The 24,946-nt window shown below is 39.7% G+C and carries 25 protein-coding genes, 1 other RNA gene and 1 pseudogene; 9 read left to right on the top strand and 18 right to left on the bottom strand.

Going from position 1 to position 24,946, the window contains the following annotated elements:
- Positions 1 to 14: 14 nt before the first annotated feature.
- The 12 genes from COCH_RS06590 to COCH_RS06540 all read right to left on the bottom strand — a co-directional run bounded on the left by COCH_RS06590 (position 15) and on the right by COCH_RS06540 (position 14,672).
- Positions 15 to 545 (bottom strand): hypothetical protein, encoded by a 531-nt coding sequence (locus COCH_RS06590; RefSeq protein ID WP_015782465.1) that lies wholly within the window; start codon positions 543 to 545, stop codon positions 15 to 17.
- A gap of 52 nt (positions 546 to 597) precedes the next feature.
- Complete coding sequence (locus COCH_RS06585) at positions 598 to 963, bottom strand: hypothetical protein (protein ID WP_015782464.1); 366 nt, start codon at positions 961 to 963, stop codon at positions 598 to 600.
- Positions 964 to 1,093: 130 nt separating this feature from the next.
- A complete protein-coding gene (locus COCH_RS06580; RefSeq protein ID WP_041546752.1) occupies positions 1,094 to 1,546 on the bottom strand; it encodes a hypothetical protein in 453 nt (150 codons plus the stop codon).
- 97 nt (positions 1,547 to 1,643) lie between these two features.
- Entirely contained in the window at positions 1,644 to 3,806 is a 2,163-nt protein-coding gene (locus COCH_RS06575; RefSeq protein ID WP_015782462.1) for a TonB-dependent receptor, read from the bottom strand.
- 230 nt (positions 3,807 to 4,036) lie between these two features.
- Positions 4,037 to 5,341, bottom strand: coding sequence for a branched-chain amino acid transport system II carrier protein (brnQ, locus tag COCH_RS06570; RefSeq protein ID WP_015782461.1), 1,305 nt, complete (start codon positions 5,339 to 5,341; stop codon positions 4,037 to 4,039).
- A 39-nt stretch (positions 5,342 to 5,380) separates the two neighbouring features.
- Positions 5,381 to 6,262: an SDR family oxidoreductase gene (locus tag COCH_RS06565; protein WP_015782460.1), complete on the bottom strand. Its 882-nt coding sequence runs from the start codon at positions 6,260 to 6,262 to the stop codon at positions 5,381 to 5,383.
- A 442-nt stretch (positions 6,263 to 6,704) separates the two neighbouring features.
- Positions 6,705 to 7,508 carry a CPBP family intramembrane glutamic endopeptidase gene (locus COCH_RS06560; protein WP_015782459.1) on the bottom strand — a complete coding sequence of 268 codons (804 nt, stop codon included), beginning with the start codon at positions 7,506 to 7,508 and terminating at the stop codon, positions 6,705 to 6,707.
- Between the two features lie 31 nt (positions 7,509 to 7,539).
- A complete protein-coding gene (locus tag COCH_RS06555; protein WP_015782458.1) occupies positions 7,540 to 9,879 on the bottom strand; it encodes a TonB-dependent receptor in 2,340 nt (779 codons plus the stop codon).
- A 256-nt stretch (positions 9,880 to 10,135) separates the two neighbouring features.
- Positions 10,136 to 11,308: a helix-turn-helix domain-containing protein gene (locus COCH_RS06550; RefSeq protein ID WP_015782457.1), complete on the bottom strand. Its 1,173-nt coding sequence runs from the start codon at positions 11,306 to 11,308 to the stop codon at positions 10,136 to 10,138.
- Between the two features lie 192 nt (positions 11,309 to 11,500).
- Positions 11,501 to 11,903, bottom strand: a transfer-messenger RNA (tmRNA) gene (gene ssrA, locus COCH_RS11530).
- 222 nt (positions 11,904 to 12,125) lie between these two features.
- Positions 12,126 to 12,944 carry a hypothetical protein gene (locus COCH_RS06545; protein ID WP_015782456.1) on the bottom strand — a complete coding sequence of 273 codons (819 nt, stop codon included), beginning with the start codon at positions 12,942 to 12,944 and terminating at the stop codon, positions 12,126 to 12,128.
- 951 nt (positions 12,945 to 13,895) lie between these two features.
- Positions 13,896 to 14,672: an SDR family NAD(P)-dependent oxidoreductase gene (locus tag COCH_RS06540; protein WP_015782454.1), complete on the bottom strand. Its 777-nt coding sequence runs from the start codon at positions 14,670 to 14,672 to the stop codon at positions 13,896 to 13,898.
- Positions 14,673 to 14,770: 98 nt separating this feature from the next.
- On the opposite strand from COCH_RS06540, the pseudogene COCH_RS06535 reads away from it, so the two are divergent.
- From COCH_RS06535 to COCH_RS06520, 5 genes and pseudogenes are all read left to right on the top strand, one after another.
- Positions 14,771 to 15,102, top strand: a pseudogene (locus COCH_RS06535) (MerR family transcriptional regulator).
- Positions 15,102 to 15,242, top strand: coding sequence for a hypothetical protein (locus tag COCH_RS12515; RefSeq protein ID WP_223375711.1), 141 nt, complete (start codon positions 15,102 to 15,104; stop codon positions 15,240 to 15,242). The pseudogene COCH_RS06535 and the gene COCH_RS12515 overlap by 1 nt, the downstream one beginning before the upstream one ends.
- Before the next feature lie 3 nt (positions 15,243 to 15,245).
- Positions 15,246 to 16,187, top strand: a complete 942-nt coding sequence (locus COCH_RS06530; protein WP_316899579.1) for a winged helix DNA-binding domain-containing protein — start codon at positions 15,246 to 15,248, stop codon at positions 16,185 to 16,187.
- A gap of 100 nt (positions 16,188 to 16,287) precedes the next feature.
- On the top strand, positions 16,288 to 16,830 hold the full coding sequence (locus tag COCH_RS06525; RefSeq protein ID WP_015782452.1) for an NAD(P)H-dependent oxidoreductase: 543 nt from the start codon (positions 16,288 to 16,290) through the stop codon (positions 16,828 to 16,830).
- Between the two features lie 145 nt (positions 16,831 to 16,975).
- Entirely contained in the window at positions 16,976 to 17,395 is a 420-nt protein-coding gene (locus COCH_RS06520) for a hypothetical protein (protein ID WP_015782451.1), read from the top strand.
- Between the two features lie 84 nt (positions 17,396 to 17,479).
- On the opposite strand, the gene COCH_RS06515 is transcribed toward COCH_RS06520, so the two are convergent.
- The 4 genes from COCH_RS06515 to COCH_RS06505 form a co-directional block, all read right to left on the bottom strand.
- On the bottom strand, positions 17,480 to 17,902 hold the full coding sequence (locus COCH_RS06515; RefSeq protein ID WP_009417696.1) for an organic hydroperoxide resistance protein: 423 nt from the start codon (positions 17,900 to 17,902) through the stop codon (positions 17,480 to 17,482).
- A 131-nt stretch (positions 17,903 to 18,033) separates the two neighbouring features.
- Complete coding sequence (locus COCH_RS06510) at positions 18,034 to 18,876, bottom strand: aldo/keto reductase (protein ID WP_015782450.1); 843 nt, start codon at positions 18,874 to 18,876, stop codon at positions 18,034 to 18,036.
- A 9-nt stretch (positions 18,877 to 18,885) separates the two neighbouring features.
- Positions 18,886 to 19,062, bottom strand: a complete 177-nt coding sequence (locus tag COCH_RS12510; protein WP_223375710.1) for a hypothetical protein — start codon at positions 19,060 to 19,062, stop codon at positions 18,886 to 18,888.
- Positions 19,063 to 19,150: 88 nt separating this feature from the next.
- Positions 19,151 to 19,579, bottom strand: a complete 429-nt coding sequence (locus tag COCH_RS06505; protein ID WP_015782449.1) for a nuclear transport factor 2 family protein — start codon at positions 19,577 to 19,579, stop codon at positions 19,151 to 19,153.
- Between the two features lie 113 nt (positions 19,580 to 19,692).
- Here COCH_RS06505 and COCH_RS06500 point away from each other — a divergent pair, with 113 nt between their 5' ends.
- Positions 19,693 to 20,496, top strand: a complete 804-nt coding sequence (locus COCH_RS06500; protein ID WP_041546749.1) for an AraC family transcriptional regulator — start codon at positions 19,693 to 19,695, stop codon at positions 20,494 to 20,496.
- A gap of 3 nt (positions 20,497 to 20,499) precedes the next feature.
- On the opposite strand, the gene COCH_RS06495 is transcribed toward COCH_RS06500, so the two are convergent.
- Together COCH_RS06495 and COCH_RS06490 are read right to left on the bottom strand one after the other, a co-directional pair.
- Entirely contained in the window at positions 20,500 to 21,060 is a 561-nt protein-coding gene (locus tag COCH_RS06495) for a hypothetical protein (protein ID WP_015782447.1), read from the bottom strand.
- 274 nt (positions 21,061 to 21,334) lie between these two features.
- The gene (locus tag COCH_RS06490) at positions 21,335 to 22,297 is read right to left on the bottom strand and encodes a transporter (protein ID WP_015782446.1); all 963 of its coding nucleotides are present in this window, start codon (positions 22,295 to 22,297) and stop codon (positions 21,335 to 21,337) included.
- A 170-nt stretch (positions 22,298 to 22,467) separates the two neighbouring features.
- Between COCH_RS06490 and COCH_RS06485 the strand changes: the two genes are divergently transcribed.
- The 3 genes from COCH_RS06485 (at position 22,468) to COCH_RS06475 (ending at position 24,913) form a co-directional block, all read left to right on the top strand.
- Positions 22,468 to 23,460 carry an outer membrane beta-barrel protein gene (locus tag COCH_RS06485; RefSeq protein WP_015782445.1) on the top strand — a complete coding sequence of 331 codons (993 nt, stop codon included), beginning with the start codon at positions 22,468 to 22,470 and terminating at the stop codon, positions 23,458 to 23,460.
- A 6-nt stretch (positions 23,461 to 23,466) separates the two neighbouring features.
- Positions 23,467 to 24,288, top strand: coding sequence for a carboxypeptidase-like regulatory domain-containing protein (locus COCH_RS06480; protein ID WP_015782444.1), 822 nt, complete (start codon positions 23,467 to 23,469; stop codon positions 24,286 to 24,288).
- 157 nt (positions 24,289 to 24,445) lie between these two features.
- Positions 24,446 to 24,913 carry a DUF192 domain-containing protein gene (locus COCH_RS06475; protein WP_015782443.1) on the top strand — a complete coding sequence of 156 codons (468 nt, stop codon included), beginning with the start codon at positions 24,446 to 24,448 and terminating at the stop codon, positions 24,911 to 24,913.
- The last annotated feature ends 33 nt before the right edge of the window (positions 24,914 to 24,946 follow it).

The raw sequence follows: 24,946 nt of genomic DNA, 5'->3' as shown, positions 1-24,946 counted from the left end.
AAGTCTTAAAATTTTCAGATTTTCACACTTACCCCCACTTTAAACCAACGTACATTACCTAAAGCCGCTTGACCGTTGAGTCCTATGCTTTTGAAGATGAAGTAACGGAAGCCTAAGTGAGCGTTCCAAGCTATAAAATTATTTTCGTGATTGTTTCTAAGACTAATATCATAAGTAGGAGGTGTTATCACACAGCCAGTGTTGCCTGCATTTTCGTAAGGGTCATTGCTTTGCCAAATAAAATAGCCTCCTGAAAGTCCTGCATACCAATCGATAGTAGCACGTTTGCCAAAGTGAAAATCGGCAGTGAGTTCGGGTAGAAAAGAAGTAATGTACTTATCGTTGAAGTTAAAACTTTGACTATTGAACTGAGCACCCACCGAAAACAATGGAGCAAAAGCATAGTGTATTTCTCCAGCATAACCAACTCCTGCATTACCTATTGATGTTTGCACATCAATAAATACATCGCCTTTGGTGTAGGCTTCTTGAGCGCTTATTTGCAATGCAAAAAGTAATAGAATAAAGAGTAAGAAGTTTTTCATATTAATTATTTTTTTACCCTTTGGCAGAGAATACTCTACCAAAGGGCTAAGGTTATTTTATTAAGATAAAATCGTTGTTTTTCACACCGTCTATATACATTTCTTGAAAGTAAGCATATCCACATTTACCTATATATCCTAAAAACTCTATTTTGTAGGTTTTAGCCTTATTTTTAAGGTAAAGAGTTTCTGTCTTTCCTGTATATAGAAATATTGCACTCTCAGTTACTACTTCAGCATAATCTTTATTTTTAGAATTATCAGTAAGTAGCAAAGTGCGGTATTTCTTTTCAGTATTATTTACTATTTGGTAGAAATACACATTTTCTTTATCAGCATCTCCTTTGTCGCTTAAGAAATCTTGAAATTCAGGAGCCGATTTAGCTATAAATAATTGAAAGTTAGGAGGTGGAAGCATACATTCATCTTGTATCTCTGAAGACTTCCCACAAGACAATAAACAAATAAATAATGATAAAAATAATATCCTTTTCATATTGATTATTTTATTACCCTTTGGCAGGGAGTACCCTGCCAAAGGGTTAAGGTTATTTTGCTAAGTAATGATTTTCTACTTTTACACCGTCTACACGGATTTCATTAGTAACTGCATACTCTCCACATTCACCACTTTTCATATAACCATTTACTTCTATTTTATAGGTTTTGGTAGCATTCTGAAGGTAGAGGGTTTCTGTTTTTCCAGTGTAAACATCATTCTCAAACCAAAGACTAATAATTATCTGCAAATAATCATTATTGTTTTCTGGTTTAAAAGTATCGAATACTATATCGTATTGTTTTTTTTCATTACCAACTTGTTTGTAGAAAAAAATGCTAGCCTTATCAATCTTCCCCTCTTGATTAATAAACTCTTTATAGAGTTCGGAGTTTTTGTTTACAAGTAAAATAAAATCAGGAGGAGGAGTTGAACAATCCACATTTTTTTTACAATATGTCAATGTCATTAACATTATTGCTAAAAATAAAAACTTTCTCATATAAGGTTTGTTTTTTTATTCGCGACAAAGATAATAAAAGAAATGGAAACTTCAAAACAAAGTAACAAAAACTATAGCAGACTTTATCTTTTATCTCCTAAAAACTGAGCGTTACGCCTGCTAAGTAATTGGCTTCGGCAGCGGGAATATACAACATTCCGTAGCCGTTATCGCCGTAAGGAGTGTATTTGGTATTGAAAATATTATTACCCATTACCGAAAACAACACCGATTTGAAAGTGCTTTTAGGTTTCCACTCGTATTGCAAACTGAGGTTATTCACGAAATAAGCATCGAGTTTTGCTTCCTCACGCTCGGTGTTATCTACATATTGTGCACCTACATATTTAGAAATCAAACCTATTTGAAAACCATCAATAGGCATAAAAGTAATCGTATTACTGAGCACTACATCAGGAGAATACGAAATGCGGGTATTGCCCCAGCTAATGGTGCGAGTGGCTACCTCAGCATCTTGACTCTTATAATCTCTGTTTATATTTTTGCTAAAAGCTATATTAGGCGACCACAACCAACGTTCTGAGAGTTGCACCATCGCATCGGCTTCAATTCCTGCACGATAGCTCTTGCCTACATTCTCACGGATAGGATAACCGGTGCTATTGAGCTTACCTGAAAGCACTAATTGGTCTTCATAGCCCATATAATAACCATTGAGATTCAAACGCACTTTGGGGGTGGTGAGTCGCCAACCGAGTTCTATATCGTTGAGCTTCTCGGCTATCGGTTTTTTAGCATTAGGGTCGTCTTGTAGTGCTTCGTAATAACTCTTGTAATCGGAGCGGTTAGGCTCTTTGGTAGCACGAGCATAAGAGAGGTAAAGGTCGTTATGTGCATTCAAGAAGAAAGTAATACCCGTCTTAGGGTTGAAACTGTTAAGGCTTTCGTCTACTTTGTATTTATTTGCCTTATACCCTACGTGACGGCATTGTACATCGGCAAACAGGCTCCATTTAGGGGCAAATTGCCAAGTGAGTTTGCCGTAGCCCGCTACTTCTTCTTTGGTGTTGAGTCCTTCGTAGCTATAACGATTGCCATACACAAAAGGCGCTTTTTCTGCCCATAACAAATCCTTGTAATGCGAGCCTTCATAGCGATTGAGCAATCCTCCAAAGAGCAATTGCACACCATCTTTCTGATAGTTTGCCGAAAAAGTAGTACCCCAGAAATCGTTGTCTAATCCTTGTTGGTGAATGATGTATGCTTTTTGCTCCTTGCCTGCTCCGTCGAGCACTTTGGGCAATCCTACCTTAGAATATTTTTTCTTCTCATAGTTCTCCCAATAGCCTTTACCTTTGGTGTAGTGGAAGGAAAGTTGCGTATGCCACGCCGTATTCCACTGTTGCGTCCAGTGTAATTGCGCGTGATCTTGCTGATAGTTATCGGTTTCGTTTTCATAGAAACGTTTGTTACCAGCGGTATCTTTGTACTCACCCGCAGGATTATAACGGCGATTACTGTGTAAAGTCTCTTTATCTACTCCCAGATAAGTGAGATAGACACTTTGTTTGCCACCAAACACCAATCCTTTGATGAGCGTCCCCCCGTGGCTATAAGCGCCTTGTAAGAAGTACGATTTTAGGTCGGAGGAAGCGCGGTCGCGATATCCATCACTCTTGATAACAGAAAAGCGTCCGTTGAGTTCAAAACGGTCGTTGAGTTTCCCGGTGGAAAGTTTAAGACTGTGTTTGTGAGTATTATAACTGCCGTAGAAGTTAGCGAGTTCTCCTGATGCCTGCTCTTGTACAGCATCGGTGAGGACGTTGAGGCTTGCACCAAAAGCTCCTGCTCCATTGGAAGAAGTACCTACCCCGCGTTGCAACTGTATATTTTCGGCAGAAGAAGCAAAGTCGGAGAGATTATACCAGAAAACCCCTTGTGATTCGGAGTCGTTGAGCGGTATGCCGTTGATAGTAACATTAGTACGGTACAAATCGCTCCCACGTACAAACATATTGCTACTACCGAAGCCCGAACCATCTTCGGAATAGCTCACTACGTTAGGCAACTGACCTAACAACAAAGGCAATTGTTGACCGAAATTTTTGGTCTTGATTTCCTCCTTAGAAAGATTGGAGAACGTTACGGGAAGTTTTTTGGTAGCCCTCACGGACGATACTAATACTTCGTCTAACTGAATGGGCTTAGGTGAAGGGACGATAGAGTCAGGCTCTATTGCCTGTTGTGCCATTGCCGATGTAGTAAGGCAAATAGCAGTGTACAAAAGTACATTTTTCATTGTAAAATAAATATTTACAAATAAAAGAGGCTATTATTTGGTGTGTTAATAAAATAAAAAAGCCTGTTTATGCTACCCAAAAGCAAAAACAAGCTCCAATTGCTTAGTTTCATTCCTTCAACGGGATTATCCGTTCAAGTTCAATGGGTATAATCTCAGCCTGTTACAGCACCCCTTATGAGACGGCGCAAAAGTACAAATAAATATCAAAACCGCAAATAATACACTAATTATTTCTTCTTAAAGCCTTTCATGAAAGCTGTAATAATAAAAGTTAGCAAAGCAGGTAAAAACCATTCTAAACCGTAATCGCTCAAAGGTAATAGGCTTTTAATTTCATAAAGCTTATCAAAGGGTAGTCCTAATGTTTGACAGCTATCAATAGTGGAAATAATAGCAGTGACCAATATGCTTAAAATATAGGGTAATTTGCTATTTACAAAGCGGTCGAAGAATAAAACGGTTATAATGAGAGTAGAGACTATGGGGTATATAAATAGCAGAATATAAATCGCATAGTTGATGATATTATCCACCGTGTTAATTGATAATACTACTGAAATGAGCGTACAGACTATAGCACCTACTTTGTACGGGACGCGTTGATGAGTTACTTCTTCAAAGAACAAGCCCACTGCCGATGTAAGAGCAATAGCGGTTGTAAGACAAGCAAACCCAATAGCTAAGGCAACAGTGATAGTACCCCATTTTCCTAAAACAGAATGAGAAATGTGTAACAGAAGTTCAGTGCGTTGTACGCTATCAGTTAAGGGGTAATCGGTAGTGGCGCCTAAGTAAATAAGCCCTCCATAAATAAACAACAAACAGAGCGTAGAAAGCATTCCTGCTGCAAAAGTAACAGAAACACGCTCATTGCGTGAGGTATAGCCACTATCTATTACTGCTGCAATAACAATACCTGCAAAGATGACCGAAGCCAACAAATCCATTGTTTGGTAGCCTTCTAAGAAACCTAAGGAAAAGCTTTCAGTGGCGGTAAATGCCGTAGAGGTAATACTATCTGGGGGAAAGCATACGCCTAAAACAATAAGCAGTACTAAAACTATCAGCAGAAAAGGAGTGAGAAACCTGCCTATAATGCTTACAATCTTGGATTTCGATATAGATAAAGCGGTTACAACGGCAAAGAATAAAACGATGAACCACACCTTAGGAAAAGCAGGTAATAAGGGTTGTATGCCTACTTCAAAAGTAGTAGCAGCGGTGCGTGGGATAGCTACCAAAGGACCTATGCATAAAATAACTAATAACGTAAGGATTTTAATGAGCCAAGGGTGCGTTTTCTTCCCTAAATCAGTGAAGTGAGTGCCCGTTTTAGCCACCATTAACACCCCTAAAAAAGGAGCTAAAATAGCGGTGATAAAAAAGCCTAACAACGCCATACCCCATTCCCCTTCCGTTCTTAAACCTATGAACGGAGGTAATATAAGATTACCCGCCCCAAAGAACATCGCAAATAAAGCGAAGCCTACGGTGGTAATAGTTTTCCATTTGCTTTTACGAATATGATGCATAGAGGTAGAGAATAACTTTGCAAAAATAGTAATTTTATACTACAAATGCAAATATTTATTTCGAAGTTCCTCAAAAAATACCTTCAACCTATGTTTTCCTACCTTCATTGGCGCTACCGAATCCATTGCCATTACGGTGAAAACGAATTCTATAGTGCCGTAAGCACTTTTAGGCAAGAGATATTTGCCTATTTTCAAAACGGACTTCCGTACCCAATCAGGCAAAAAACCAACCTTCACAGGCTTATGTAACACCTCGAAAGCCAAAGCAGCGATTTCATACTGGGTGAACACCTCAGCCCCTCCTACATTCACTTCCTTTTCGGAGCTCTCTAATTGCGCTACACACACCTCGGCTAAATCCTCGCCGTGAATAGGATTCATAGCGTATTGCCCTTTGCCAAACAGACGCACTTTACCTTCTTTTGCCATTGAAAAGAAGGTAGCTATATCGCTGTAAAAAGCCGATGGACGCACGATACAGTAGTCCATTCCACTGGTTTTAAGGGTATCTACAAAATGCTCTTTGGCAGCCCCAATGGCAATAGAACGTAATGCTTCGCCGTTTAATACGGAAATATATACAAACTTACGTACCCCTGAGCGCAGTGCTTCATCAAGCAAGTTCTTGTTAGCCGCATAATCTACTTGCTCGTAGGTGAGTTTGTCTTTCTGCCGAGTAATTCCGACAGTGGAAATCACTTGGGTAACCCCCTCGCACACACCGAGTAAAGTATTGGGTTTTGTTACCTCAGCCTCGACTACTTCTAATAGCGGGTGGGTAAGTAAGGCGGGTGCTATTTTCGACTTATTACGCACCACAATGCGGGTAGAGTATTCTTTTTTCAAGAGTTCAGCTAATATAAACTGACCTAAATAACCGGTCGCTCCGGCTAATAATATTTTTTCTGATGATTTCATACTGTTTCAATAAATTGATTTAAGACTTTTAAAAGCCTGTCTGAAAAAAGGCGATTTGCCAATCGCCCCTACTAAAAGAAATTGATTATCAGTGTAATAAACCTTCTTCTTTGGTAAGAAAATGAATGACACCTAATTTTGATTTCTTCATAGCCAGAATACAATTTGGTTTAACAAAAGTACTTCTTTATTTTCTAACCGCCAAATAAAATAACAAATAACGAATGACGAATGACAGATAGATATATTTTAACTATACACTAAACGAATTTAGAGTGGGGCTTCAGTGGCTCTACAGTGGCTCTACAGTGGCTCTACAGTGGGTCTACAGTGGCTCTACAGTGGCTCTACAAGGGTCACTAATGATACATTCACCGAACGCTAGCTGTATATCAACAAATTCTTACCTTTGAGGATTGGCTTTTTCGGTGGGATGAAGGCTTTACCTACTAAAAAACAATCGTCTTTCTTTCACTAATATATAGCCCATCAGTAGGGCAAATAAGCCTGTTTGTATCAGTTTGCTATCGGGATGGGTGGCAAAGATTTCGTTAGAAACATTGGCTACCAAATGGAACAATATCGCTACTAGCACATTGCGCCCCGATTTGTAATACAACCAGTTGATGATAAACACAAATGAAAACAGACTCACAAAAAAGTTAGCCGTATAAATCCACCCTTCCGCTTGTATGTTGCTTTGGTAGTAGTCTTTTACAAAGAACAAGGGCAAATGCCACAACCCCCAATAAACGGTAAAGATGAGCGATGAGGTGAAAAGCGTCCACCTACTGCGCAAGGCATCAGTGCCATAAGTATGCCAAGCCAATTCTTCGACCACTGGCGCCAAACAGAGCACAAACCAAGCGTTGAAAGGTGCTGAACTGAAACTAGGCTCTCCTGAAATGTAAAACTGGTTGAGACTATGCCCTAAATCGAGTGAAAGTAGCTGTGCCACCACAATGGAAAGGGGTGAAAACAAGAGGGTAATCCAAAAATAGCGGTTGGCGAGCAAATTTTTGCCTACAAAACGTCCTTTAAGGTCGGATAATAGTTCCTTATTGCGTGTAAAGAGGTAGGTAGCCACACCCATAGGCGCTAACAAGCCTGCCAATTCAAAAAAGCCTGTCCAAAAAGCATTAGGTGCTTTGGGTTGGTGACTCCAATAAGCCACCACAAACCACAATACCCAAGGAATCACAAAGGAAAGGGTGAAAAACAAAATAGGGTGATTATATTTTTTCATTTTATTTAGATAGGAGATAAGAGGTAAGAAGTTAAAATTCTATTTTATAACTGATATTAGGAATCACCAAAGTAGCTTTGCTAAGCTCTATCTGTCCGGTTTGGTAATTGTAATTATGGTCGATATAGATAGGCGCTCCGAGTATATTCTTCATTTGGAAAGAGAACACACTACTGCTCTTGCGGTGGTTGATGCGGTAATTCACAGTAAGGTCGGCGTAGGTAAGAGTGCGGAATTGCTCGCTAAAAGCCCGACTTTCATCGTATATCACACGTTTTTGGGCTAACGATTGGCTTTCCAAAATCGGACTGTAACGCTCGCCTCCGATTACACTCACACGCGCATTCACATCAAGCACCTTACGGTTATTGGCAAAATAGAACTCTTTACCAAAGAGGGCATTCAGCACAAAACCTTTGTTATAGCGCGTATTACGCCACACATTATCACCCGCCTTATATTCGGATTTGAAGATAGACCCCGTAATGAGATAGTAATAATTATCACCCAAAAAGCGCTCCAAAGTAAGGTCGATACCATAATTGCGTCCTTTGGTATTATTCACGAGTGCTTTGTTGAGATACAGCGCCCGTCGCAAATTGATAAGCGAGTAGCTGGTACCCTCTTCCCCTGCGATATTCCACAGATATTGATAATAGGCTTCGGCTTTGAAACGCAATTTATCGGTAAGCATCCAGTCATAGCCTAACACAAAATGATGTGCATCGCTCAGCTTCAAATTCTTATTCACAGCTACACCCCCTACTTCTATCATATACACATTCAAATCTTCGGGTTGAGAGTGTTTGCCATAACCGAAACTCAAACTGTGTTTGTCGGAAAGTTTCCAAGCCAATCCCGCTCTACTTTCAAGAGAAAGTTCTTTATTCAAACCAAAATAGTGAGTGCGCAATCCCACATTCGCCAAAAGGGCAGGTGATAGCTGGTATTTGAGTTGGGCATAGCCCTCAGTAAGGTTGGTACTACCCGCTGAATTGACGATGCGCGCATAAGTGGAAGGCACATAATCCTGTGCAGCGCTGAGGTTATACTTGTAGAAAAGTTGTTTAGATGAAATTCCTACTTTTAAAGTAGCCAAAGAAGAGAGTTTATGAGTGAGCGAGGTCGCCAAAGTGAGTGTGCCGTTTTGTTTTTTAAGTCGGCTGTCGGGGGTGAATACTGAAGCGTCATCTGAAAGGTAATCGGTGCTAATACGGTCGTCAGTACCCGAAAAAGCGAGGTGTGATTCTACAAAACTGCGCTCGCCAGCGGTAATTTGGTGGCGCAACCCTACTGTACCCACGTAAGTATCCCAATTGTTATTCACGCGGTCGATATCGGTTTTCCAGTCGGTTGGAGCCTTTAAAGCATCTTTATGAGTGTTGTCAATCCCTCCGATACCCCAAAGAGAGAATGTACCTGCTTTTTCAGTAAGGAAATTCAATTTAAAGGAAAGGTCTTGGTACTTAATACGCTGACCGGTTTTGTTGATTTTCAAATCGCTGAGTAATCCCAAAGTAGAATAGCGATAGTTGAAGAGATAAGAAGAACCTTTGGCACGTGAAAGCGGACCTTCGGAAGCAAAATCGAGTCCTAATACGCCCACTTGTGCCGTATGCTCATAATGGGAAGTATTGCCAGTGCGCATTTTCACATCAAAAACAGCTGCGAGCGCATTGCCATACTCGGCAGGAAAAGCCCCTGTAAGAAAATCGGAATTGCCAATCACCTGATTGCTAAAAAGCGTCACTAATCCGCCCCCGATGACATTCCCCCCAGAAAAATGCTGAGGCGAAGGGATTTCCACACCTTCCAATCGCCATTGCACGCCTTGCGGAGCATTACCGCGCACGACAATAGAGTTGTCCTGCAAATTACCGGTAGAGACCCCCGCAAAGGCAGAAGCCAAACGCGCAGGGTCACTAAGTCCGCCAGCATAACGCTGTGTTTCCTCTACCGAAAAGGTGCGGGCACTCACGGTAGCCATTGCATTGAGGGCTTTCTCCTTGCGGATACCCGCTACTACTTCCACACCTTCAAGCTCAGTGGCGGCTTCTTTCAGAGCAATACTAAGCACTACTTCTTTGGCTGAAGTAATGAGTATTTCGGGAATTACGCGGCTCTCATAGCCTATATAAGAAATTTCCAAACTCACCCTTCCTAAGGAGAGGTTAGTAATCGAAAAATTTCCCGCCTCATCGGTAGTTGTACCGATAACTGGCTGAGAGTTTTGCACCACTATGGTAGCCCCGATGAGAGGTTCGTGAGTGCTTTGGTCGTAAATAGTACCCCTAAGTGTTTGGGTAATATCTTGTGCGTGTGCTACAAGCGGAAGCACTAAAAAAAGAACGATGCTCAAAAAGGTTTTCATTGCGTAATACGTTTAAAATTCGGGTGCAAAGGTATGGTGAAAAACAAGGTGCATCGCCCAAGCGTGAGGGAATGGACGCTTTTTTAATGACGAATTACGAATGACGAGAGACGAGAGATGAATGACGAATGGCAGTGAGGCAAGAGGTTAGAGAGATTTTATTCGCCGGAAGAATTGTGCAGGGCGGACAAGTAAGAGGGAGTGAAAAGAGGGGGTAGCGTGAGAGTTTGGACGTGCTAAACTATGCTTCTCGCACCTAATTCAGAAATTCACTCGGTGTTTTACCTGTTATCTTCTTAAACACTTGATTGAAAGAGGACTTAGAGTTAAAGCCCGCTTCATAGGCAAGCCCCAAAAGATTAAAATTCTTATCAATGTCTTTCTTTGCCAAAGTGATAAACTCTTCGACACGATAGCTATTCACAAAGTCATAAAAATTCTTTTCTTCGTATTGGTTGATAATTTGTGAAAGGTGATTAGGAAGTACACCTAACATTTCAGCTAATTGAGCTAAGGAGAGTTTAGGTTCGAGATAAGGTTTTTCGGTAGTCATTAGTGTGAGTAGCTGTTGGTGTAAGCTGGTTGCGTCCTCGGCTTTCAATCCAGATTTGCGGTATTCAGGAGTTTTGGAGAATGAAGAAGGTTCAATATTGTCTGACCTATGAGAATTGTCAGACAAGACTAAATTCTTTATAAAAGGCTTTTGTTTTTCAACACTAAAAATTCCCTGATGCCGTATGCCCCAGAAGCCAATAAGCCCTATAAGTAAGACAAAGAGTGTTAAGAAAATAAGTTCTATATTAACTCCTATCTCTATTTCTAAGAGAAATTGCACTATATATCCCACTATCATCACTGAGAAAATCAGCCCGAACCCAATGAGCAACAGTCGTAGCCATTGCAAACTAATACCTTCGTTATAGCCAAAATTGTCGCCTATTACCCGCTCATACTGATTGATTTTCTGATAAGCCAATACAATATACACCACACTCACGGTCACAAAAGCTACAAACGAAGTTGTAAATAACCATTGATAGGGACTATGGTAATCAGCTTGGTCTATCATTGCTTTTTCAGTCGCCGAATAGCCAAAAAGAAAGGGAAACATCACAACGTAGGTGAGTAAAAAAGGTAAAAAGTGCAAGCTATCGCGCCAATGAAAATGTTGGTCTTCACGTGAACACACCAACACGTACAAATATACAAAAGGAGCAAACAAAAGCGGAAAAGGGTGCGTCGCTCCTACCAAATGAGGATATTTCTCCCAATAGCCTAAATAATGCAGGTAGTAATTCAGCAGATAAATACCAATGCACACCAACCATATCCCCAATACCTTATCCGATAAGGCTTGAGGGCGTTTGGTAAAGAGCAATACAGAAAGAAAAAAGCAAAGGAAAATGCCGATAGTAAAGAGCGTATTCATTATTATCTTTATTGTTATTAAAGGCGCAAATATAAAGATAATACAAGAAAACGCCAATAACTTTACTACTTAATGATAAATAAATGAAAAAATATAACAAATATATAGTGAACAAGACTTCTAAAATGAATAAAAACGAGAACTAAATAGAAGTGTTTTTCTATTTAGTTCTCGTTCTATAATGAGATTGTAATGTGGAGTCGGAGAGAATCGAACTCTCGTCCAAATAAGTCATCAAAAAGCTTTCTACATACTTAGTCCTCGTTTGATTTTCGTCGCAAAACTGACCGAGCACCGCCCATTTTGCGCTTAGCTTCCTTTGCTTAAGAACCGTTAGCAGAAGCGTACCGCAGGTTCAATGTTGACTTTTATGGTGCCTCTGTACGAAACGCCGTCAACAAGGGCTTTTCAGAGACATCTCGCTTCCCTACCTTGTAGGGACTTAGCCAGCAATCTTACTAAACTTCAGATTAGGCAGCAAGAGCGTAGTTATTCTCGCCATTTAAAATTTTGAAATAGAGATTATCGAGCATTCATTTCACAGCTCGGTATGCTTACTATTTAATGCCACTTACTGTCAAAACCGGTCGACCCCAAGTGTTCATTTCTGTAATTCGGTGCAAAGGTACAAAAAATAATCATACTCACAACAATTGCCCATCTTTTTTATTTCATAATCCCTCTTTATTCTCCTACCTTCCACTAGCATACGCCTACCAAAACAAGGAAAATAAAAAGTGCATACAACGTTCTTTTTCTTTTATCAGCCTGTTTTGTTTATTATCTCGTATTTTAATTATCTTGAATTATTCTGTTATCACATCTCCTCGGTATCCTCTACCACTATCTCGACCAATTCGGATACTTCTTTTATTTTGCCGCCGAAGTATTTTTTGTCTTGTACTATCTCCTTATAAATATCGTCTAAGTTGTGTGCAGGTGCCAGCACCCATAAAAGATATGGTCTAAATCGAACGGAACCAAGCTTTTTAATATAGGGTAGTATTGCCCCCAAATCTTTATGATTAAACCAGCAGTCGGTTCTTAACGCGAAATCTTGATTATGTTTCCCACAGGCAATCTTACTCTCCAGAAAATCGTTCATTGTAGGATACTTATCGCTTAAATATCTTGTACAGGCGATATGATATTCTACCTTTCTCGGCGAACTGTCCACTGCCGAAATAAAACAAATTCCATACCCTTCTTTCATCGCAACGGCTAATACATCGCCTTTTTGGAAATATGGCTCTTTCGGTTTTTTTATCGTCGGTTTGCGAAGCGGCTTCGGATTACCCGACGAGAGTTGTAATTTTAATTTCTCGAGAGCCTTCTGCCTTTGTCGTCGGGCTTGGGTATGAATCTCGTCCCACAATGCACTCGCTCCGCCTTCTATTATTTCCAATGCTTTCCGGCGGACTTCATCTTCCTTGTACCCGATTTTCCAAAGCGAGTAGGCGAATGCCGTCCAGTATATTTCCGTAAATAATTCGTCAATACAGAAATTGTCTTCCTCGTTCAACCAATCTTGTCTGATTTTTTCAATATCTTCACCGTCTTTGTAGCGTTCTGTGATATTGTTATAAATATCATAACCGCTATCGCTATCGATAATCTTTACTCCGTCTATTGCCATTGTGTGCCTCCATTTTTTTAGTTGTTCGCTTTTTATATCTCCTTTATGGTTGATTTACTTTACTGTTTACTCAATAGTTGATACATATCATTTTTTGCCTTCTCAACAGAGGGTAAAAGGGTATATGAAGTTTCTTTAAGATAAGGAACAAACTTATTGAGCACATAGCTATCGATAGAAATACATACCAAAATACTCACCGTGAGCTCCATCGTGTATTACAATAGTTATCCTTGTTGATAGACATACCATTTAATAATTTAGCTATAAAGTCACATATAACGTAATCCTTAAATTCTTCAACTCCCGTTCTACTATTCTGTCGATTTCATAAGAAATGTATGTAGTACGGTTATGCAAAAATACAACTAATTTGCTAATTCATCAATTAACAAATTTAGTTCTTTTCTAGCCCTCAGTGAAATCTCACGCAGAATTCTTGATAGCAAAGCTATCTGTTAATTTGCTTCAATTTTCACCCCGTCAAATGTTCTTCTTTCTATTATCTTTTCGGGCAAAAAAAACGCTTTTTATCACTTTCTCTTCAATAATTAAAAAACACTTTTCTCCTATTGACATTCAATACACCAACGTATTCACTTCTCTTTACTTTCGATTTATTATCCTCAAAATCACTTCTTACTCCCCTCTCTTAACTCCTCATTCTTAGCTATTTATATACCCTTTCTATACCAATCTTCCAAGATTCGTATAAGCTTCCTATAAGCTCTCTATAAGCTAAGCGTACCCTCCTAACAGCCTTTTCTCTCCAAAATTCCCTTCAACCTTCTTTTGATATTTTTCGTTTTCCTCCGATAACTCCGAGCCTTTCCAAGTTTCTCTACTCCCCCTCCGCTGGTGCTTTTCTTGTAGCCTGTACCTCATTTTCTAATTTCCAAATTCGCTAATTTTCCCTCTGCCTGTGTGGTTCACACTGCGCGTCGTGCACAACTAATTTGTAGTGAGTCCGCCATCTACAGCAAGCACAGTGCCTGTAATCCACGAAGCATTGTCGCTGGCTAAGAATACACAAGCCTCGGCTATATCTTCAGGCGTGCCAATGTGTTGTAAAGGGTAAACTTCCTTTACCATAGTCTCAAAAGCGGCTTGTTTTTCGGGGGTGAGAGCTTGCAAATTGCGGTTGAATTGCGGTGTAGAAATATTCCCAGGGGCAATGGCATTTACGCGTACGCCCAAATGTCCCACTTCAAAAGCCAACGCCTTGGTAAAAGAGTCCAAAGCTCCTTTAGTAGCTGAATAAGCGGTAGTTGCGCGGTTAGGAAGCATTCGGTGCGCAAAACACGACGAGATATTAATAACATTCCCCTTGCTTTTCACGAAAGCAGGTAACAGACCTTGGGTAAGGAAATAAGGCGCTTTTACATTGAGGTTGAAGAGGGCATCGTATAAGGTATTGTCCACTTGCTCAAAAGGCACGAACTTGCCCAAACCAGCGTTGTTTACTAAAATATCTACCGTAGGCAGCAGTCGCTCAATGTCTTTCACTACCTCAGTTACTGTCTCCGTTTTTGATAAATCAGCAGAGAGGGTGTGTACTTGCACGCCAAACTCATTTAGTAGCTCTTGTTGGGCTCTTTGTAGTTTCTCAGAGTCTTTACCTATGAGCAATAGGTTCGCGCCCTCACGGGCAAAGGCTTTGGCTATTCCTAAGCCAATACCTTCACTTCCGCCGGTAATCACGGCATTCTTGTTGTTTAAGTTTTTCATCGTTAATTATCTTCTTTAATTGTAGATTATTTACAAAATACAAAGGTAAAGTATTTATTTGTATATTTGCAACTTATTTCGTAATTTATTTACAATCTATGGCAAAAGAAGTACAAAAAGAACTCTTGTTAGACTTTGATTTTCTGCGGAAATTGGTAGTGGGCATAGGGGAAGTATCGCAAATCACTGGTATCCCTACCCGACAAATACGCTATTGGGAAGAGAAAGGAATTATCACCAGTTTAACGGAAGAGGAAGGGAAAAATCGCCGGTATGATTACCTGAATATCAAAAAATACTCCTCATCAAAGAACTCCTTGATGAGGGGTACACGTTAGATGCTTCAGTAGAGAAAGTAAAGAAGCGTATGGCGATGATAGAGGAAACACTCTCCAAGATGAATCAATTAGTTAATAAGCAGGTGAGTTGATGAGAACAATAAGTAGGCAAGAGGCTATTACACTGAGATTGTTACACCAGCAATTGCTTTCTCCTCAATATGAAAAACCTGAGGATATTGTAGTGTGGCAAGGGGCTATGCAGGCACAGGATTATAACTATTTTCGTTGAGCGATAGGTATACGGCAATGTACTCCGCAATTAGCTCAACTCCAAGAGGCTTTTGCTAAGGCTGAACTTTTGCGCCTTCATCTCTTGCGTTGTACGGTGCAAGTGGTGAGCAAAACGGATATAGGCTGGTTACTTCCTTTATGCAAGGAACGCAATCTGAGTACTTTGCAATCTTGGCAAAAGAGTATCAGTACAGCGTTTGCCCAAAATTACTTTGAGGAGGTAACCCACGCTCTACGAGAACTGTTAGTTGGTGGTAAGTCATTGTCTAAAAAAGCTATTGCTAACAGACTCACAACTTTGGGACTTTTACCTGATGACAAACTGCTCAACCCTTTATTATTGCGTGCTGAGATTGAAGGGCTTTTGTGTTCGGGGGTAATGCAAGGCAAGGAAGCTACTTGGGCTCTATTGTCGAAAAGAGTACCTACAACAACTGTTATTATCCTTGATGAAGCTTTGAAACGACTGGCACAGAAGTATTTCAGGAGTCATTCGCCTGCCTCGTTAGAGGATTTCACGTGGTGGTCGGGATTGCCTAAAATGCAATGTAAAAAAGCTATAGAGGGGATTGCCTCTGAATTAGAAGAAGTTTCGGTAGAAAGTACTCCAATGTATCTGTATCGCAATAACTTTGAAGCTACCGATTACACAAAAACAATGCATTTGCTTCCGCCGTACGATGAGTATCTGATAGGCTATAAAAGCCGTTGGGTAGCTCTCGACAAAAAGCACGAAGCAAAGGCACATAATAAGTTTGGTATATTTAAACCGGTTATTCTGCACGAAGGCAGAGTTGTAGGCAATTGGAAAGCGAGTATTGATAAACAAGCAACTAACCTAACTACCGACCTTTTTACTGAGAAAACCAAAGTAAGGAAGAGTGACTTGCAAAAAGCTACCAACCAACTTGTAAGGTTTTGCGAGATAACAGCTTTTAACTAGAAACCCTAATAATTATCTTCTTGCCCCATTTTTCAAATTTGCACATTTGCCGATTAATTAGTACTTTTGTCAGACTTAAAGTTTTAAATCATAATTCTATATGAACGTATTAATTATCAACGGACACTCCGCTATGGAGACGTCCAACGCCAATAAGGCTATTTTGGAAGAGGTAAAACGCCTGCTTCCTGAAGTTGAGATAAGTGAGTTACAAGCGCTTTATCCTAATTATCAGTTTGATATAGTTGCTGAGCAAGTCAAACTTGTTAAGGCTGACGTGATTGTATGGCAGTTTCCTTTGAATTGGTATTCAGTTCCTGCTCTATTAAAAAAATGGGTAGATGATGTTTTTGCTTTTGGTTTTGCTTATGATACAGCTTATCAGTTGGAAGGCAAAAAACTATTGCTTTCTTTCACTACGGGAGCTCCTGAAGAAGCCTATCAAAAATGTCCTATTTCTAATTTCTTTTATCCTCACCGTCAGACGGCTAACTTTACCAAAATGGAGTTTTTAGACCCCGTAGTCTCTTATGCAATGCATTATGAACCTAATGTGATGCCTAAGGAGGCACTTTTGGCAGTACAGCAAAAAGCGAAAGAACACGCTGCTCGCTTAGTAGCGGAAATTAAGAAAATTAGCTAATTTGTAGATTAGGCAATTAGTGAATTAACAAAACGCCTCTTTTTCAGCTGAAAAAGAGGCGTTTTATTAGGTGTAAATGATTTTTTGATTTGCATGTTTGCCGATTAAGTATTACTTTTGCGGAATTAATTTAAATATAAAAAAGATGAAAAAAGTACTTTTAATGGGAGTGTTAGCTTCCTTTATGCTAGTGAGCTGTGGTACAGCTAAATCACCAGAGATGAAACGCTTGGAAAAACAACAACAAGCCTTGAAACTCAATACCGAGCTCAACGAATTGCAAATGAGACTCACTCAAGAGCAAACCAATAATCAGTCGTTGCAAACTGAGGCTACACAAGCTAATGAAGAAGCTACCAATCGTACGGATGCTTTTAGTGATGCCAACTCGGCTTCGGCAAGTGCTAAAAAAGCGAACAAAGCTCAAAAGGCATTGCGCAAAGCTAGTAGGGCTAACAGGAATTTAGCCAAAAGTAATCGCCGTATTGAGAAATTGCAAAAAGACATCACTAAATTGCAAGAAAAGATAACTAAACTAAATGCTGAAGTAGAATTTAGCAAATAGATGCAAGTTAGATGTTTTATTAAAAAATCCTTGTATGGTATATACCACACAAGGATTTTTATTTATTGCTTGTCGTGCTACGACCTAATTATTACTTACTTCAAAGGTTACTTCTATATTCCCACGAGTAGAGTTAGAATACGGACAAACTTGGTCGGCTTTTGCTACAAGTTCCTTAGCTTGTTCAAGCGACACATTAGGTATATTCACTTGTAAGGTTACGCCGAAAATAAAACCGCCGTTGTTCAGCTTTCCAATAGATACGTGTGCTGTTACAGCGGTCTCACCAGTGGTTATTTTAGTTTGTCTAATAACCAAATTCAGTGCGCTGTCGAAACAAGCAGCATAGCCAGCGGCAAAAATCTGCTCAGGATTGGTATAATCGTCGTTAGCTCCGCCTAAGGCTTTAGGAGAACGTATTTCTAGGCTTAATACGCCATTGTCAGAAGTTACTTTTCTGTTGCGACCACCTGTTGCGGTGGCCACTGCTGTGTACATTGCTGTCATCTGTCTTTTTTTATTTATGATTAATAATTTGTTTACTAATGTCCTAAGTGTTTCGAGCTATTCCTCACTTAGGGGTATTCTTCACACGGGGAGTTTTTTATTGCTTATCGTGCTACGATTCGTGCTACGACCTAATTACCATATTGTAGTATCATCTCTACAAAAGCAGGATCTCGGCGAGAAGAGAAGAGCGGTTGCTTGGTATCAAGAGCTTGAATTTTTGCCATATCCTCTGCTGAGAGTTGGAAGTCAAAAACATTAAGGTTTTGTTCCATACGCTCTTTGCGCACCGACTTAGGAATACAGATAATATCGCGTTGTAATAGGTAGCGCAAGGCTACTTGGGCAGCACTTTTGTGATACTTTTCACCAATAGCATTGAGAATAGGATTGGCAAAGAAATCGTTTTTACCTTCGGCAAAAGGTCCCCACGACATTAGTTTGGTGTCGTACTTCTTCATTAGCTCTTGGAGGTCTTGCTGTTGGTAGAATACGTGTGTTTCCATTTGGTTTACAGCAGGTTTTATCTCGCAGTGGTATGCCAAATCGAGGTATCTATCGGCATAGAAGTTGCTGACCCCAATAGCGCGCACTTTACCCTCTTTGTAGGCTTCTTCCATAGCGCGATAAGAGCCATAATAGTCGCCAAAAGGTTGGTGAATGAGTAGCAAATCGATATAATCAGTTTGGAGTTTGCGCAAAGAGGTTTCGATAGAGGCTTTTGCCTTTTCATAGCCTGCATTGCTTATCCACACTTTGGTAACGATAAAGAACTCTTTGCGGTCGATACCACTTTTCTTAATGGCATTGCCTACCCCCTCTTCATTTTTGTAGATTTGGGCAGTGTCAATCATTCGGTAGCCTACCGCAATAGCATCGCTTACGCAACGCTCACATTCTTCGGGGTTTACTTGGTATACACCATAACCCAATAGGGGCATTTGTACCCCGTTGTTTAACTCAATGTTTTTCATTTGTAATTCTTATTTTATTAATTGAATATATTCTTTTTCACTTACAGGTTCTTTCCATTCGGTTTTAGCTTTTTGCACATCCATTATAGCCAAATGAGCAAACCATTTTTTTATAGTAGCGTGTGTTTTTGCTTTTGTCGTGACCCGCAGGTGTATAGACATTAGCGGCAATGCCAATACCATCATTACGGGTGTATTACACGGGTTGCATTTGTTGTGCGGATAGGTTCATAATAGTAGTAAGAGTTAAAAGGGTTATTGTCTTTTTCATAAATTAGTAAATAATTTTAGTGTAAGAGAGAGAAAGCAACTGCCATTTGCTACCTTTTTTAGTGTAAGTTTCGGTTACTACAAACGGATTGACCACCTCATTACCTCCTACAATAGCAGTAAGTTGCAGTTTGCGCAAAAGCACAGCCGTTTTACCTACGATACGTACAGAAGTATTTTCGGTAGCCACTTCTTTTAGTACAATACCTTTTTGCTGTAGTACCTCTATTTCTTTATCTCTAACAAGAGTTGCTCCCATATGTACAAAAACTGCCTCAGGAGCAATATTTTCTACAAGAGTTTGTTTATCTGCTTGTTGCATTGCCTTCCAAAGGCTTTCGGAAAGCTGTAATACTTTTGTTTCTTGCGTACTGTGCTGAGCATACGTAATGAAAGAGAAGCTCAACAACAGAATTGTAATGATGTTTTTCATTTTTAATTTGTTTTATTGTTTGACGAGGCAAAGGTATGGCGGTATTTTGAACAGATTGTTATACAAAAGTCGGTAGTTTTTACAAATTTTTCTATCTTTGTCGCATTATGAGTATGGATAACAAAAATATCATTATTGAAGACAATCTTCACCGCTTGGGTAGTGAGGAGTTGCGACATTGTATAGCCCACGTGCTGTGCGAGGCGGGTAGTTATGTTTTTCAGTATAACGGAGAAAATTTTGCGCTCGAAGCCGGACAAACGATGATTATCCCTTATCAGCAGTTTATAGAGGCAGTTGTGCCCTCACCCTACTTGCAAGCTACTTGTATCTACCTCACCCCTAAATATGCCGAATACTGTACCCCGCGTAGCAATTATGGCATACGAGGGGCGTTGGCACTATTTGCTAACCCTATTATGCCCCTCACCGAAAAGCAGTTTGCCCAACTGCAATACGATTTTCAGCAAATAAAACACCGACTGACCGATACCACTCACGCTTTTCAAGAGGAAGTACTACACAGTGCGGTGCAAATGCTTATTTTAGATTATTTTGATATTCATACCTCGCTGTTTGGGAAGCAGAAAATAACCTTTCAGGACAACGATCTTATAGTGCGTTTTATGGTGTTGTTAGAACAAGAAGAGTATGTGCAACATCGCGAAGTGGGCTATTATGCCGATAAGCTCTTTGTCTCGCCTAAGCATCTATCGGAAGTATGCAAACAGGTGAGTGGGCGCAATGCCCTCTTTTGGATTAATCGCTTTACTACCATACATATACGAAAACTGTTGCAACAAAAAACACACTCTATCACCGAGCTCACCGACCTTTTTGGCTTTTCGTCTACCGCCTATTTTTCTCGCTTTGTACAACAGCATTTAGGGGTAAATCCGAGTGAATTTTATCAGTAAATGTTATAAAACAATCTCTTTGGTAACTCTATTATTGGGTCTATCGAGGGCTGTAACTACTATCTTACTACCTGAAAGGGCAGGGTTCAGGGCAGTAGTAGCGTATTGCCAAATGTCAGCGGTAAGTACGGCATTGCCTTCTTCAACGGTTTTCTCACCGTGCAATATCGTTACTTTCACCTGAACAACCTTAAAATTATCACTTACTTCAATGGTTATAAGCTCTCCTTTTTGAGTACCTGTATAGGCTTCAGCGTCGATGTGTCTGATTTCAGGAGCTTTGAGATAGTCGGACACTGCCATATTATAAGCGTTGATAACACCACATCGTTTAACTTCTGCTGTATATAAGTCTTTCAGAACAGGGTCTTGCAAAGCGTTTTTGGCATAGGTGCTAGCGAGCCTAAATCGGTTATTTTGCGAGATGAGAGTAGGGTGAGTAGTAGGCTTTCGGCGGGGTTTTGCAACAACAATAATCTTATCGCCTACTCTGCGATATACTACTTGGTTGCCGAGTTTCCCCGAGATGCCTTGCATTGCTAAGTTGTCTTTTATTTTTGCCATAGGTTTATTAGTTAATTTGTTCTTTTGTTAATTAGTACTGCAAAATTATAAAACATTTACTGATTTAGCAAATGTGCCCATCTGCTCTCCGGTTTAAGACTATTTATCGTTCGGTGTAGAGCCACTGTAGACCCACTGTAGAGCCACTGTAGACCCACTATGGGTTCGGTGTAGCTTCGGTGTAGATAGCAATAAAATTCTCTATATGGTTTTAATAGGTAAATATACGAAATTTCATTTTTATAAGACGTTTACTTAACCTTATTTCAAAGGGTTAAGCCTTATACTTTCCTCTTTTCCAAATTTCTATTGAGTTAATAATGTTCTGCCACAAAATATAACAGCCAGGACCTACGGTGGAAAGAGGGTGCAGGTAAGTGGTAGCTATCCAAATGGCAAAAGCCGTATTTTTTTGTCCTAAGGCTTGTCCTGCCTCAATCGAAGCTTCAAAAAACCGACCTATATACCGTCCAATAGCGTATTGCATTAGGCATAATAGTAACCCCCAAAAAGCAATGAGCAATAAAAAACCTATCCCCGATTGTGCGTGGAAAATATTTTTAAGAGTCGTACCGGTAACAATCATCAGTGAACAACCCCAAAGATAGAAAGAGAGGTCAGGAATGTGTATCAACCACTGGTGAAAGCGGTGAAGTTGTGGCACGCTCTTGGTGAGTAGTGCTAAGAGCATAGGCACAACCAACACCAAACACACTTTCTGCATTATGAGTGAGAAAGCAGTCCAAAAAGTAAACTCCGATGCAGGTTCTATCAGCGGAAAACAAATCGGAATCAGTAGGGCGCAAAGCAGATTAGAGAGGAAAGTGTAGGTGGTCATCTGTTCCAAATTGCCCCCAAGTTTTAAGGTTACTACCGCTGCAGCTGCGGCACAAGGGGCTATCACACAAGCAAGAATGCTCTCCAAGAGTATCAACTCCTTGCCTCCAATCCGAAAATAAAGAATCACCCCTACAATCGCTGCTACCAAAACGATTTGGAAGAGACTTGCCCAAAAGTGCCATCGTACAGGCAACAACTTCTTAAAGTTTACCTTGCAGAAAGTAACGTACAGTATCAGGAACATAAACAGAGGCAGTATAGTGTCGAACGTAGGAGCAAGTTTTTGTGAGAGAGTATCCAGTGCAGGCACGTAGTAAAATATGAGATATACCAAAGCGCCTATGCCCATAGAAATAGGCAGTGTCCAATTCTTTATAAAACGAATGAGTGTAAGCATTTTAAATTTACCGATGAGCTAATGATTTAAGGCTACAAAAGTACAAATAATTTGCTAATCAAACTGCCTAAACAACTCGTATTTAAAATTTCTAATTTGTCAATTTACTGATTTCTCTCTATCTTTGCCCTCAATTTACCAATTGTTAATGAACAAATTAAGACATTTCTATGAAACAGCTTTTATCACTTATTGCTTTCCTTTCAGTATCAGCTCTTTTGGCTCAAAATCCTTTTGAAAAAGAAATCTTGCAATCTAAGTATACTATCGATTCTATAGTAGCAACCGAAAAACTACTTCTTTACAAGAGAGAAGCCGCCGTTCAGCAGTTGCTAAAAGAGGGCAAGATTACCAAAGAGCAAAGTGCAAAAATGCTCAAAGAAATTAAGGAAGCAGGCGAACTGAGCACTAAACAGAAAACCTATAAAGAAGGCTTACGCCTATCTGCTCTTATCCAGCAAAAGGCTACTGAACTCAGTATAGACACCCTGCAAAAAAACGCAACGCTCGATAGTCTTATATCTACTGAGGCGAAAGAGAACTATATACAAACTGTTCAACAGTTAGATTCATTGCCCAATAAATATAATGAAAATAAACACGGAGTTACAGTAGCTATTCATTTGGCTATCGGATTACAGTCTGTAACCAATGATAAAACTTACTTTAACCCCTATTTAAATACAGAATTAGGACTTGCTTTTACCTCTCAATTGTATAAAAAGAAACAACTTTCCCTCAATTACGGCTTAGTATGGCAAAGCAATAGACTAAACATAAAAGGTAATAATTATCTCATTTCAGAAAATGGTGACACAAAATTAGTACCTTTTTCTAAGCCTTTAGACCGAGCTAAACTGCGTGTTAATTACCTCATCTTGCCTATTGAATTACAAAAGAATTTTAAGTCAAAAATACATATAGGAGGAGGCGCTTACTTTGGCGCACTCATCGATGTAAACCAAAAGATAAAATACACTGAGGGAGACGACCATTTAAAACTATTTCTTCGCAATGGTTTGAAAGTAAATAAATTCACCTACGGACTATCAGCTCAAGTGGGCAACAAATGGTTTTCGATTTATGCTAAATACAGTTTAGCTCCCTTATTCGAAAATAGCCCTAACAATATACACCCTTTTTCAATAGGTATAAAATTTTAGTAGAATATGGCAAAACGTTTCCTCTTTTTCCATCTGATACTTTTTGCGCTCCCTTGTTTTGCTCAACAAAGGGTGGTAAACAAGCATCACGAGTCTGTTGAATACGTGAATATAGGCATAGTAGGTACCAATAAAGGTATTATTAGCGATGAAAATGGTTACTTTTCGCTCGAAAAGCTCGGGGCAAAGCCCACTGATAGCATTTATTTTTCACATTTGAGCTATCAACATAAAGTATTAGCTTATCGTGATATCAAAAAAGAAGTGCAACTCACCGAAGCAGTAATTAACCTTCCCACTACTACACTAACAATGAAAACACCTAAAATACGCTATGTAAAAAGTAAAGGAGTAACTACCCCTTTTACTCTTTACGGCGAAATGAAACAGTATTTTCAGCAACACGGTGGCGTCCTCTCAGAATTAGGCGATTTCATTTTGCTTTCTAACGACACTCAGCTTACCGAGTTCAGTATTGAGATTAGGGAAAGTACCTTTTATATGGCAGTCTTGCGTGTAGTAGTGTACCAAACCGATAAGGAGCACAAAAACTTCACTCCGCTTATCAAAGAACCTATTTACATTCATTTATTCCCTTCTGATAACCCACAAACTTTCACTCATAAGCTATCAGTATTAGTACCCAAAGGCGAAATGTGGGTAGGTGTACAGTTTGTGGAAGTGAGAGGTAAAGATGATGCTACTATTACCTTCAACGCCACTACCAACAAGTGCTGGTTACGCTTCCCTGATAATACAATCAGGCAAGTGAATGGAGGCTTCGGAATTCCCTTTACTGTAAAAGGCTACGACATCATCAAACAATAAAAGCCAACTTTGCCAAAACTAAATAATTTGCTAATTGACAATTTTTCTAATTATTTTCCAACCTTTTTATTTTTTCTTCGTTTATAAGGGCAAAAAGGATAATTGAGATATCAAAATTCATATATTTATTTTCTGAACTTTTAATTTTGTAGGACTTATGAAAAAGAAAATATTTACATCTGTTAAACTATTGCTGATAGGAGTTATCCTATTGTGCTACCTTGTTTTTACTGCCTGTTCAGCCCTCACGCTTGAGTTTGAAGAGAGGGACTTGACCATTACAAATCTTGACGGCAAGACCATTCCCATAAGAGTTGAGCTTGCTCGCTCCATACGAGAGATGTCAAAAGGTTATATGGGGCGTGAGAATATTCCCGAAGGAACGGGTATGCTTTTTATCTTTAAAAGAGACGAAAAGTTAAGCTTTTGGATGAAAGATACGCCTACTCCCCTTTCAATTGCGTTCATTAATTCGAATGGCGAAATTCGCGAAACACGCGATATGACACCGTTCAGCCATCAAAGTGTGGACTCATCGGAACCTGTGCGTTATGCTCTTGAAGTGCCTCAAGGATGGTTTAAAAAAAATAACATAGGAAAGGGCTGTACAATCAAACTGCCGTAACCGATGAAGTTGAACAATCTCCTGTTTTTCTAC

Origin of the sequence: Capnocytophaga ochracea DSM 7271, assembly GCF_000023285.1 — a bacterium.
Classification (GTDB): domain Bacteria; phylum Bacteroidota; class Bacteroidia; order Flavobacteriales; family Flavobacteriaceae; genus Capnocytophaga; species Capnocytophaga ochracea.
This window is presented reverse-complemented; position numbering and strand designations above follow the sequence as displayed.

What these genes read in the sequence shown, in the direction of transcription:
- COCH_RS06590 (WP_015782465.1), bottom strand. Translation starts at nt 545, where the DNA reads ATGAAAAACTTCTTACTCTTTATTCTATTACTTTTTGCATTGCAAATA.
- COCH_RS06585 (WP_015782464.1), bottom strand. Translation starts at nt 963, where the DNA reads ATGCTTCCACCTCCTAACTTTCAATTATTTATAGCTAAATCGGCTCCT.
- COCH_RS06580 (WP_041546752.1), bottom strand. Translation starts at nt 1,546, where the DNA reads ATGAGAAAGTTTTTATTTTTAGCAATAATGTTAATGACATTGACATAT.
- COCH_RS06575 (WP_015782462.1), bottom strand. Translation starts at nt 3,806, where the DNA reads ATGAAAAATGTACTTTTGTACACTGCTATTTGCCTTACTACATCGGCA.
- brnQ (WP_015782461.1), bottom strand. Translation starts at nt 5,341, where the DNA reads ATGCATCATATTCGTAAAAGCAAATGGAAAACTATTACCACCGTAGGC.
- COCH_RS06565 (WP_015782460.1), bottom strand. Translation starts at nt 6,262, where the DNA reads ATGAAATCATCAGAAAAAATATTATTAGCCGGAGCGACCGGTTATTTA.
- COCH_RS06560 (WP_015782459.1), bottom strand. Translation starts at nt 7,508, where the DNA reads ATGAAAAAATATAATCACCCTATTTTGTTTTTCACCCTTTCCTTTGTG.
- COCH_RS06555 (WP_015782458.1), bottom strand. Translation starts at nt 9,879, where the DNA reads ATGAAAACCTTTTTGAGCATCGTTCTTTTTTTAGTGCTTCCGCTTGTA.
- COCH_RS06550 (WP_015782457.1), bottom strand. Translation starts at nt 11,308, where the DNA reads ATGAATACGCTCTTTACTATCGGCATTTTCCTTTGCTTTTTTCTTTCT.
- COCH_RS06545 (WP_015782456.1), bottom strand. Translation starts at nt 12,944, where the DNA reads ATGGCAATAGACGGAGTAAAGATTATCGATAGCGATAGCGGTTATGAT.
- COCH_RS06540 (WP_015782454.1), bottom strand. Translation starts at nt 14,672, where the DNA reads ATGAAAAACTTAAACAACAAGAATGCCGTGATTACCGGCGGAAGTGAA.
- COCH_RS12515 (WP_223375711.1), top strand. Translation starts at nt 15,102, where the DNA reads ATGAGAACAATAAGTAGGCAAGAGGCTATTACACTGAGATTGTTACAC.
- COCH_RS06525 (WP_015782452.1), top strand. Translation starts at nt 16,288, where the DNA reads ATGAACGTATTAATTATCAACGGACACTCCGCTATGGAGACGTCCAAC.
- COCH_RS06520 (WP_015782451.1), top strand. Translation starts at nt 16,976, where the DNA reads ATGAAAAAAGTACTTTTAATGGGAGTGTTAGCTTCCTTTATGCTAGTG.
- COCH_RS06515 (WP_009417696.1), bottom strand. Translation starts at nt 17,902, where the DNA reads ATGACAGCAATGTACACAGCAGTGGCCACCGCAACAGGTGGTCGCAAC.
- COCH_RS06510 (WP_015782450.1), bottom strand. Translation starts at nt 18,876, where the DNA reads ATGAAAAACATTGAGTTAAACAACGGGGTACAAATGCCCCTATTGGGT.
- COCH_RS12510 (WP_223375710.1), bottom strand. Translation starts at nt 19,062, where the DNA reads ATGATGGTATTGGCATTGCCGCTAATGTCTATACACCTGCGGGTCACG.
- COCH_RS06505 (WP_015782449.1), bottom strand. Translation starts at nt 19,579, where the DNA reads ATGAAAAACATCATTACAATTCTGTTGTTGAGCTTCTCTTTCATTACG.
- COCH_RS06500 (WP_041546749.1), top strand. Translation starts at nt 19,693, where the DNA reads ATGGATAACAAAAATATCATTATTGAAGACAATCTTCACCGCTTGGGT.
- COCH_RS06495 (WP_015782447.1), bottom strand. Translation starts at nt 21,060, where the DNA reads ATGGCAAAAATAAAAGACAACTTAGCAATGCAAGGCATCTCGGGGAAA.
- COCH_RS06490 (WP_015782446.1), bottom strand. Translation starts at nt 22,297, where the DNA reads ATGCTTACACTCATTCGTTTTATAAAGAATTGGACACTGCCTATTTCT.
- COCH_RS06485 (WP_015782445.1), top strand. Translation starts at nt 22,468, where the DNA reads ATGAAACAGCTTTTATCACTTATTGCTTTCCTTTCAGTATCAGCTCTT.
- COCH_RS06480 (WP_015782444.1), top strand. Translation starts at nt 23,467, where the DNA reads ATGGCAAAACGTTTCCTCTTTTTCCATCTGATACTTTTTGCGCTCCCT.
- COCH_RS06475 (WP_015782443.1), top strand. Translation starts at nt 24,446, where the DNA reads ATGAAAAAGAAAATATTTACATCTGTTAAACTATTGCTGATAGGAGTT.